The organism is Halococcus sp. IIIV-5B (assembly GCF_003602035.1).
Taxonomy (GTDB): domain Archaea; phylum Halobacteriota; class Halobacteria; order Halobacteriales; family Halococcaceae; genus Halococcus; species Halococcus salsus.
Genome location: NZ_QZWE01000052.1, coordinates 1 through 9,963 on the forward strand (window position 1 = coordinate 1; position 9,963 = coordinate 9,963).

Here is a 9,963-nt window from a genome sequence, read left to right on the forward strand (position 1 = left end):
CTCATTTTGCACACGGGGGGCCGAAAAGCGTCTCTGAGTAGGTGACTCGCTGGAAACAACATATAAAGAACGTCGGTGCCGGGTCGTTCGTGGCCCGATTCAGTGTGAGCTACTGGATTCGTGCGAGAAATCTTGCACACGGTTTCGTCGATTCTGTGTGCAAAATGAGGATCAGCGTTCTCGGTTCGCGCAACCCCGTGGTGTCACGCTAAAACCTGCTCTGACAAGGATGCTGCTCGCTTCTATCTTAGTTACAAGTAATGGTGGACTCTCTTGAGGTGGCTGTTCTTCGTTATGTATGGGAAGTAATGGCGAGCGGCGAAGGATTCGAACCTTCAAGAGCGGACTCCATTTCGCTGGGTACCATCCAGCCACTCGAGCTCCCGGGATTCGAACCCGGGGCTTTCCCATCCTAAGTGGGCTACTCTACCAGACTGAGTTAGAGCCCCATTGTCTGCCAGTCAGATACCGGTCAGACTTGGTTTCAATATATGGTGTACAATCATATAAGTCTTGTGTGGCGACGTCGTCTGGTGGTTTCGTCCAAAAGTCGCTACGCTATCTATGACTGATCTATTGGGGTGACCCATGCGGCACGATTAAGTGGAATGGTCGCTAAGTGGTTTTGTACAGGTGGCAAGGAAGACAGTGATCCCTCTTTGAAGGGGTATGAGACTTCCAGCGCCACCTGATGGTGGTACATGAGACAGTGATCCCTCTTTGAAGGGGTATGAGACTCAGCGTACCACCATGAACTCCTAACTAAAACAGCGGTCTCGAACAAATCTTGCTGCAGAGCTACAGCTCCCGTCTCGGAGATATCTCGCCCGTGCATAAGCGGCTAGATCAGCAATTTGAATCCCTGGTGTCGCCTTGCTGTCCCGAGTGCTAAACTCGATTACTGTATCATCCGGAAGATCGACGATATCTGTTACGTCTTTTGCTGGTTGTCTCCACACTTCTGCATCGAGGGTAAGATTGACGCTATCCACCTTAGACAGATCTATTTGATCAGCTACCGTGAGGGGTGATAGCAGAGACATCAATGCCAGTCGCTGTAGCGCGCCTGGAGCATCTACTTCCGACATATAGTTTGAGAGTATCTCCTTACACGGAACCGGGCGAAAACTTTCTGTAGAGTACCGAAATGGCTGGCCTGTTCCCTCCCATGGGTATGGTGGGTCGCTGATGGTACCATCTTGGTAAACGTGCTGCTCAAATGTATTCATGATATCTCCAAGATGCTCATTCGGTAGCTGATTCCCTTTGAGCTCTTTTATCTTACCCTGAAAACCATAGCCATCTCGTAAGTGATTGGCCAAGTTCGACCGAGCACCATCGAATATATGCTGCGGCTTGTTTTGTGATATGCACCAGCAACCAGCAACCACATACCGGTCCCCATGTGCGTAGTCACCGCTCTCGTCGACGAAAATATGTAGATCAGGCCCCACTACTAGATGACCCCACGCGGACAATCTCTGTTGCCTGTGTTCTCTTGCAATCGACTCGTCGACCTCATTGGCAAGTTGTTCAATACAGCGTGAACGACTTAAAGCCTTTGTTGAGTAGCGTCCATATGATCCCTAATTCGCATTGTACAATGCAAAAGACATTGGAAAAACTCTTCGTAAGACTTCACGGGCTCAGCGCTACCTTCTCAACTTACCGAATGCAAATCTCTCTCCAAGAGGAGCTAAGAGCGTTCTTGTCGTGTTCCTTTGTGGAAATTGGACCATTACCTTTGTGTGTATGTGGCCAACACACTTGTAGGTATAGGACGTATGTACACGTATGAACCAGCCTGAATCTTTGACTGCATACGACTTCTACACTTGTGTGAATGTACCTGTACACTCAAGTGTAACGTCCTATTTCCTCATGTGTATTGGGAAGTAGTCAGGCCTCAAGACGGCTAGAAAAAAGTAGAAACAGACGCAAATTTGGAGAAAAATCCTATCTATAATATTCGGGGGGATAATTTTATAACTATCTAAAAACACTCAAATGCATAGGGAAGCATTCACTTGTAGACACAGGACATATTCACACAAATATACAGGTCCTCTACAGACGTATGCACTCCCTGTTCACTCGTGGGCAAAGACTTATTCAGTTGTGTGTATATCCTCTTCGTATGGACCGTGAACGAGATCAAAGGGGACAATATTCTGATAAGATTTCGCCTGAAGCGGCTATCTCTGTCTTCGACGCACGTAGTGACCCAGCAAAACCACTCACTGCAAACGATATCACCGAGGAGCTTGGCTGGTCCAGGCGGACAGTACACAACAAGTTGAACGAATTAGTGGCGGACGATATTCTTGAAACCCGAAAAGTTGGGTCAAGGGGAAGGGTTTGGTGGGTTCCTCTGAGTGATGCATCTCTCTCTGAGGCTGGGAACAAAACCACGCGATCTCCACAGATTTCATCTCCTGATGATGTGCTTGAGATTGTAGGTACTGCAATACCTGGACGCTCGAAAACCGACCGACTAGAGCGTGCAAACGTGGTTCTAGAATCGTATCGCTTGTTACAAGACCGGGGTAAGCTAACCACTTCCGAACTCCAAGAATACGCTCAAGATATACACCATGTAGATGACACCAAAAGCATGACTGGCGGAGAGCGCCAGTGGGTTAATTTCCTACGAGAGTCTCTATCTGAACTACCTGATGTCGAAAAGCCTCCACGGGGTGGGACTGGATTCTGGCAATATTTCCCCGATGATAGCGACATTGTACGCCAACTACAGCTAGACGATATTGACGACTGGATACAAGACGTTCACCCAACTGGAGAAGGCGATTCCGTCGAAAGGCAGCGTGCTATGATACAGTTGGCTTATAACTATCTTCAAGAAAATGGAAGTGCCACCAAAAACGACTTTGAGGAGTATCTTCCAAATTACTCGGCTCACTATTCCGATTTCGGCGGGCTCTGGACGTACTGTATCAGGAGTGCACTGAAAGACGCCCCGAACGTCATCTCACCCGATAAAGGAAACACATGGTACTTTGACGAAAATGAGGATCTTCCTGAAGAACTGGACATCGAGATTGATGACTGGGTACATGAGCTAGATACGTTCAGTGGCGAGGGCAGAGCTCTCAGAGAACGGAAAGCATTGGTGCAATTATCCTACAATATTCTAAAGCAAGAGGGGACTGCAATGAAGCGGGACTTTGAATCTAGCTTACCAGACAACACTGGTCAGTATATCAAGTTCGACAGCTTATGGACATATTGTATTAGTCCTTCTCTGAGAAAAGCACCTGGCGTTGATATCTCTGACTCGGATGGTCCTATAACCTACAAATATCTCGGAGACGACTAGTCTTTTTGCCATGTCTAATAGAGGTGCTATGATTGGGTTGACCTTAGAGACACGTCCTGAGCCGATTTTGGCAGTCGGTGTCGCTCGGCCCAGCAAAACCGACTTATGGTCGGCGGGCAAATAACCAACCAGTTCCAGATCAACCTACCGAGGTTTTGCAATTGGTGTTGCCGTTGAAATGAGGGCGCTGTTTCCAGATCAACCCACGAGGTCTTGCAATACGATAATCGCGCTCGGCACGCGCGACTATTCTTTTCAGAGCAATCCCTAGGGTCAGCCACAACTCAGCGCGCACGTTTCTCGCGCGCGATTTTTGAGCAATAACCGCAACCGCCGGGGAGTCCCGCCCCATCCGGGGCGGCCATAGCCCGACCGCGTACCCACCTCCACGGTCCTACTCGCTCCGCTCGCGGGATTTCGCGCCGATTAGTCGCGTCCCATGATGAGCCACTTGATGCGCCGCCAGATGGGTGCATTGCGGCGCTCTCGTTCCATCTCTTGGAGATCGCGTTCGCCCTCGACGTAGGCGACGAGCTCGCTGTGCTCGTCGCGCTGCTCAATGATTGCTCGCTTCTCGTTCCGTAGCCGCTCGTTCTCTCGCTCTAGTTCCTCGATTCGTTCATACTGTTGTATGCAGGCGCGCATCGCTTCTGACTTAGATTCATACGGGCCACCGTCACTCGATAATTCTTCAATAATTGCGGCGTCGTCATCATCGACGCTGACCGTGAGGCGGGGCATTATGAGAAATTGCTTAAAAGGCTGTGCCATTGAACCCTCCGGTACGGTAGTCGATCACTTAAGCCTTCACTACTAATTCCGATTTTTAACGCTCTAAACGACGAAATTGCAAAAACAGGCTCTTTTCTGCAAAAGTGTTATTACTGACGCCAAAATAACTCGAAAAGATGCCATGCAACGGATCTATGTCCCCCGATAATCGCCCCCCAAAGGGCCACCGGCGGCGCTCACGCCACATAAACCTCATACTGAAGCCTGATATACCATACTCGGAATCCCCTGACGGCGGTCATCTAGACCGCAAAATACCACACCGCCCTTTCGTTGAGAAAGATGGGGGTGTGAACTACCACAGACTGACACCCGGCTGGATTCCCCACCGCGTGGGTACTGGCCGCGGGGGTACTCGACGTGACCGATAAGAAACAGATTGCTGGCTACGTCTCGCGAGCCGAGTACCGAACTATCTCTGCGAAGGCAGAGAGCGAGGATCGATCGATCTCCTCGTGGGTCGCGGAAGCAGCATCAGAGAAGATCGAGCGAGAAGGGCTAGAGTCCGCCGGTGCTCAATATCAGATCGAGCGGCGGCTCATGAGCATGGTAGATCAGGCTGCCGACCGGGCGGCCGATCGCATCGTCGAGGAACTCTCTGCTCCCAGCGATGGCGACCCCGGTGATGATTACTATGACTGGGGTGATGAATCGTGAACTATGACATTAACAACGAGTCCCATCCCACCCGAGAGATGGCGAATGATTTGGTTGAATATCTATCCAAAGATGGGATGGTGATGACCTCGGATGGGTTTCTCGCCTCGGACAGCGAACGGTGGGCGTTCGCGGAATACATCTCTGGTCAAGAGCGGTCCACGATGCACTCCTTTGGGTTTGCTCATCCACACGAGCGAGCGGATCTAGCTGAGGCGGCCCGATCCGCTGCACAGGATCATCTCGACGGGGAGTTTCTGGTCGCGGTTCACTCATCGAACCCAGGCAACTCACACATCCATATTGGAGAGGCGGGGAACGCCGATATTGCGATTGGCCCTGACGAGATACGCGAATTTCGCGGTGCAGTATGCGACCAGATCGAGGGCGAGACCATCGAGGACAAACCATGATTCGGCGTGTGATCCGTCGCCCGGTCGTGTCGATTGTCGGGGCGATGGTCGTGGTCGTCGCTGCGTTCGGTATCGTCCAGCTGGCGCTGGCGTGGTGGATGGGGCTGCCTCCACTGCTGCATGATGGGATCGGTGTTGTCGGTGTTGTCCTAGTGGTTGCGGTGGTGGATCGTCTCGTCCATCGGTTGCTGCGCATCTCACCGATCGGGGTGTTGCTCGGTATCGTTGCGTTCATGGCCGGAATCGATAGGACCTCTGAGGAGGACGACGGACGACGGAGGTTCGAGAGTGGGGTGATCGACAGGCTCGTGCGTGTTCTGGGACGATCCGACGATAGCAAGGTGCCGGTTGACAAGGTCATGAAACGCGACCCGGAAGGACCGGCGCACCCTGTGCTCGATCTAGCTACCCATATCTCGATCTATGGTCAGACGGGCGTAGGAAAGTCAACATTTATCATGGCGATGCTCGCTCTATGGGGACTCGGTGAGCCGATCATCGCCCATGCCATCTCGCAACCTGACGGAACCAATGAGTTTACAGAGTTCTTTCGGAGCAAGGATGCTGAGGTCATCACAATCTCGTCTCGAGACTCTGATGCTCGGTGGGACCCCTTTCTCGACGCCGGCGAGAACGTCCGAGACATGGAGAACATTGCGGGACGGATATTTTCTAGCCGCGAAATCAAGGTGACTGGATGGAGCGAGTCGGTCCGATCGATGCTGGTTGCAGCGGTCATCGTTACAAACGCCGAGTACGGTGATTTTGCTCGTCTGCCTGATGTGCTGGAGGAGGGTCCCCACGCCATTATCGAGAAAATCGACCGGGTGGAATCTGCCGAGTTGGTCGCGGCTCCGTTGGAGGGACTTGACGACAGCGAGAGGAATACCGTCTATACAAACCTCCTAAATCGCATTCGCCCGCTGTTAATGTCTGAAATATTTGATGACGATTTGCCAAGAATATCGCTAACTGAGTATTTCCAAGACTGTGGCGATCGGGTGATCGTTCTCGATAACCTCTCTGGAGACGATTTCGCTGCCGGATTTTGGCGGTTCTTTCTGGAGCGGTCATTTGAGATTGCGCGTGACGCTGAGGGCCGTCAACAGTTCGTCCTCGATGAGGTTCCCACTCTCCCGAAGATTCGGAATCTGAAGAATATGGTCTCTGAAGCACGGTCAGAAGGAGTTAGAGCAATGATCGTAGCACAAGACGCGCATCAGATGCAGGACACGTATGGTGACATGAAAAACTCGATTTGGGCAAACTCGCCAAACAGCGTGATGTTCCGTGCTGGGGATGCCGAGACGGCGAATTTGGCCATAGAGACGCTCGGAGAGGTTGAATTACTGAAAAAGACTGTCAGTACCAACAGCGAGAACGAGACGACAACCACAACCTCGAAAGTACCGGGAGCGCCGTTGCTCTCGGGCGAACTAACGAATATGGGAGTCGGTGAGGCGCTGATCGATACCAAAGATGGATGGTGGCTCTGCAAAATCGAGGAGCAAGACCCATGAAACGGGTGTCTGTTGTCGGTGCGTCGGTCACGCTCGTCATGGTCGGCGTGCTGCTCGGCCTCTCGGTCCCGTCGATCCCGGCGGTGCTCGGGTCGTCGAGTTCGAACTCCTCGGATGTACCACCGATGGTCGCCTCGGTGGATGGAGACTATATCGCCGTCGAGTTCCGGCCCGATGTAGAGCCTGATTTCGTCGCGGTGCAATACGGCACTGAGACGGTCCATGCTGCGTGGGTCCACCGAGGGCAGGACACAATCGTGATCCCCGCCACCCGGCAGCGTTCCGTCGAATTACCGAGCGGCCACACCATGGACGAGGCATTTTTCGTGGGCGATACGAACGGTGACGATCCCCTACTCGCGAACGGGGATTACATCGTCGAGGCGTACCGCGATGGCGAGGAGATCGCGATGACCCCGATCCGCGTCGATCGTCCCGGGGGCGAGAGTTGAGCATGACCCCGAATTATATATGGTATCGAACGGAAGACGAAAATAGACCCGCAGCTACCCGACGGGGACGAACCGAGAACGGTTCCCCCCGAGGTGCTGGATACACCTTCGAGGGATTGCACGCGGGCCTGTCTGCCCATGTCAGCAAAGCCAGCCCTGCATCTTGAGTCCGTCGATGGTATCGGTCGATCGCACAGCCACCGCCACAACCGCCAACAGGCGGTCAGGGCGGAAGCAGACCCCCTCACACGGGGGTCTGACCCGACCGCGAGCGGAGCGAGCGCATCCGGTGGTGCGTTGGGGCGGACCCCACCGGACCTCTCTCGTGTCGCTGACGCTGTTGCTGTGGTGACGGCTTGGAGGGTCGGAAATCGTGGGAGAAAGCCATGTGGCGCGAGTACGCGCGGAATCAACACGCCTGCACAGCCGGGTGACCACCGAGAGAGCGAGCGAAGCAAGCGGCCCGGTAAGCAGGACTGTCGAACTTGCGCGACAGCACAGCGAACCCGGCTGGCACGGTTGCGGAGGTGGTCATCGTGAGTGGACCTGGATTCAACGATCGCGATGGCTCCTCGACCCGGCAGCGGTCGTCATCTGCCTCGGCAATGTTGTTCGAAGTGACCGATGACGATGGAACGCATCGAGTGCGTGTCGACCCGTCGCGCGATCCATCCGATCCGTCTTGGGTCTCTGAGACTGATCGTGATGCTCGCTCCTTCGACGCGGCGCTCCCCGAGCTGCGCCTGCCCGGCACTGGTAAGGAGTATGATGACTGCGGCGACGATATGCCGGTGTGCTTCTGCGAGAATTGTTTAGAACGGACGTGGGCCGGTCGGTCGTGCCGCCGATCGGCATGCCCCCGGTGTAACGAGTCCTGGGCGTTCCACTCCGCGAAGACCGATGCCAGCAAATCAGACGCCCTCCGGCGGAAATTGAACGTCGCACAGAACACGAATAAGAATAAACAGCATCATGTCGTTGTCTCGCTCCCTCACTCCCTTCGGTTCGATTCCGACCAGCCGCTAAAACGGGCTAAAGAGCTTGCTAAGAACCTCCTGGCCGGGGTTGACCTTGACGCCGGGACTCTCTATTATCACCCGTGGCGGATCGCCAAAGCCTACCGTGGCGACGTCGCCGGCCACTCCTCCGGCGACGGTGATCTGACGTGGGCCGATATCCTCCGTAGACTCGACAGTGATTCGTGGTCGTGGGATGCGGTGCGCGACGAGTTCCTGGTCTTCGCTCCGCACTTCCATGCAATCGGCAACTCTCGATTCGTGCAAGGTGGCGCTGTCACGGATGCGATCTCCGAGCAGACCGGGATCGTGATTCATCGGATTACTAAGAAGGAATCGAGCGTCTCGATCTACGACAAAGAGGACCTGTGCCGGGCAACCGCCTACTGCCGAACTCACACTGGACTCCGATGGGATGACGATAACGAGCAATTCCGAGCCGCTACGTGGCGGTTCGGGGAGACTGCGAACCTCGTCCCGAGCAAAGGGGTCCGCGAAGAAATAGATCAGGTTGCTCGTGATGTTTCCCACGACGTCCTCGGCGTTGATTTCCGCCGCTCGTCGTGTTCGGCACATGTGCATCCCGACGGAGAGCCGCAAGACAGCCCCAGCGAGCAGGAAGAACCGGTGTGGTCACCGGAACCGGTGTCGCTCTTTGCCGGGCCGACTGATGATCGCTCTCTCGGTCCGTCACAGACCGACTTCGAACCCTCGTCAGCAGATCGCCTCCTCCCCGACGGTGGATCGACGTGGGACGAGACAGCCGGTGTCTCTCCGTCGTTCCTCGACGACCCCACCGAAGCCGAGGGGGTCCCTGATGACCCAAAGCAAGAGACGGAACGCTGTGGCGGTGAGATGATCCCGATGATGTACGCACCACAGTATCTCGACGACGACGATCTCCGCGACGAGATGCCGGGTCGCGTCGAGGCACTGGAGCGTGATTATCAGCTGTGGCAAGACTCAGGGAACCCACCGCCTGACTGACGCCGATTCGCGTTCGTGTTCGCGGCCTCGGTGAGCAACAGCTACCTTCTTCGCCCCGGTTTCGGCGGCTTGATCTCGGTGATGAGTAACATTTCGGCGTGGGATCTAGCGATGGTGTCGTCTGACTCCCTGATCTCACTCTCTCGACCGCACGACTATCCATGTGAATGAGGGGTTCGTCGCATTACCGCTGTTCTCTCCCGCCCGCCCTCCTCCGTCGTGCCGCTCTCGCCTCCGCTCTCGTCCTCGTTCTAAATCCGGCGTGATGAGGCTCCTCTCGCTCGGTATTGCGCCTTTCCAAAATTTTTCGCGCTAGCCAGCAACGGGGTCTTCGCATTACGGTGCGGACTATACTTATCCTGCCAGTCCGCTTTGGCCCCCCACCGGGGGCCGTGAGGGTGAGGAATGAGAAGGTCAGTCGATTTCGAGGCCAGTGACGGTTCGGTGTTCGAGGGTGACGTTCGAGGTCGAGAGAAGCTCGGCGAGATCCTCGGTCATGTCAGGATGCTCAGCGGCGCGCTCAAGATTTCGTAGCATCTGGGTGGAGAACTCACAAGCAGCGTCGATACCGCCGCTTTTGGTGCCGACACCGAAGCGTTCGGCAGTCTCGTCGTAGAGGTCGGTGCGCCAGTCATACTCGCCGTCGGTGCGAATCCGCATATCTCATTTTGCACACGGGGGGCCGAAAAGCGTCTCTGAGTAGGTGACTCGCTGGAAACAACATATAAAGAACGTCGGTGCCGGGTCGTTCGTGGCCCGATTCAGTGTGAGCTACTGGATTCGTGCGAG

9 protein-coding genes and 1 tRNA gene are annotated in these 9,963 nt (G+C 54.7%); 6 read left to right on the top strand and 4 right to left on the bottom strand.

Annotation, left to right across the window (positions count from 1 at the left end; all coding sequences use genetic code 11):
* Positions 1-375: 375 nt before the first annotated feature.
* A tRNA-Leu gene (locus tag D3261_RS18940) sits at positions 376-449 on the bottom strand.
* A 309-nt stretch (positions 450-758) separates the two neighbouring features.
* A complete protein-coding gene (locus D3261_RS21080; RefSeq protein WP_158589419.1) occupies positions 759-1,454 on the bottom strand; it encodes a DUF3800 domain-containing protein in 696 nt (231 codons plus the stop codon).
* A gap of 683 nt (positions 1,455-2,137) precedes the next feature.
* Here D3261_RS21080 and D3261_RS19830 point away from each other — a divergent pair.
* Positions 2,138-3,337 carry a helix-turn-helix transcriptional regulator gene (locus D3261_RS19830; protein ID WP_147465003.1) on the top strand — a complete coding sequence of 400 codons (1,200 nt, stop codon included), beginning with the start codon at positions 2,138-2,140 and terminating at the stop codon, positions 3,335-3,337.
* Positions 3,338-3,763: 426 nt separating this feature from the next.
* On the opposite strand, the gene D3261_RS18950 is transcribed toward D3261_RS19830, so the two are convergent.
* Positions 3,764-4,108, bottom strand: coding sequence for a ribbon-helix-helix protein, CopG family (locus D3261_RS18950; RefSeq protein WP_233554043.1), 345 nt, complete (start codon positions 4,106-4,108; stop codon positions 3,764-3,766).
* 381 nt (positions 4,109-4,489) lie between these two features.
* Here D3261_RS18950 and D3261_RS18955 point away from each other — a divergent pair, with 381 nt between their 5' ends.
* The 5 genes from D3261_RS18955 to D3261_RS18975 all read left to right on the top strand — a co-directional run bounded on the left by D3261_RS18955 (position 4,490) and on the right by D3261_RS18975 (position 9,174).
* Positions 4,490-4,786, top strand: a complete 297-nt coding sequence (locus D3261_RS18955) for a hypothetical protein (RefSeq protein ID WP_120075102.1) — start codon at positions 4,490-4,492, stop codon at positions 4,784-4,786.
* Positions 4,783-5,199: a hypothetical protein gene (locus D3261_RS18960; protein WP_147465004.1), complete on the top strand. Its 417-nt coding sequence runs from the start codon at positions 4,783-4,785 to the stop codon at positions 5,197-5,199. The genes D3261_RS18955 and D3261_RS18960 overlap by 4 nt, the downstream gene beginning before the upstream one ends.
* Entirely contained in the window at positions 5,196-6,719 is a 1,524-nt protein-coding gene (locus D3261_RS18965) for a type IV secretory system conjugative DNA transfer family protein (protein WP_158589420.1), read from the top strand. Before D3261_RS18960 ends, D3261_RS18965 begins: the two co-directional genes overlap by 4 nt.
* Complete coding sequence (locus D3261_RS18970; RefSeq protein WP_120075108.1) at positions 6,716-7,171, top strand: hypothetical protein; 456 nt, start codon at positions 6,716-6,718, stop codon at positions 7,169-7,171. The genes D3261_RS18965 and D3261_RS18970 overlap by 4 nt, the downstream gene beginning before the upstream one ends.
* Positions 7,172-8,103: 932 nt before the next feature.
* Positions 8,104-9,174: a hypothetical protein gene (locus D3261_RS18975; protein ID WP_147465005.1), complete on the top strand. Its 1,071-nt coding sequence runs from the start codon at positions 8,104-8,106 to the stop codon at positions 9,172-9,174.
* A 414-nt stretch (positions 9,175-9,588) separates the two neighbouring features.
* Here D3261_RS18975 and D3261_RS18980 read toward each other — a convergent pair whose 3' ends face one another.
* Positions 9,589-9,834: a hypothetical protein gene (locus D3261_RS18980; protein ID WP_120075112.1), complete on the bottom strand. Its 246-nt coding sequence runs from the start codon at positions 9,832-9,834 to the stop codon at positions 9,589-9,591.
* Positions 9,835-9,963: the final 129 nt, after the last annotated feature.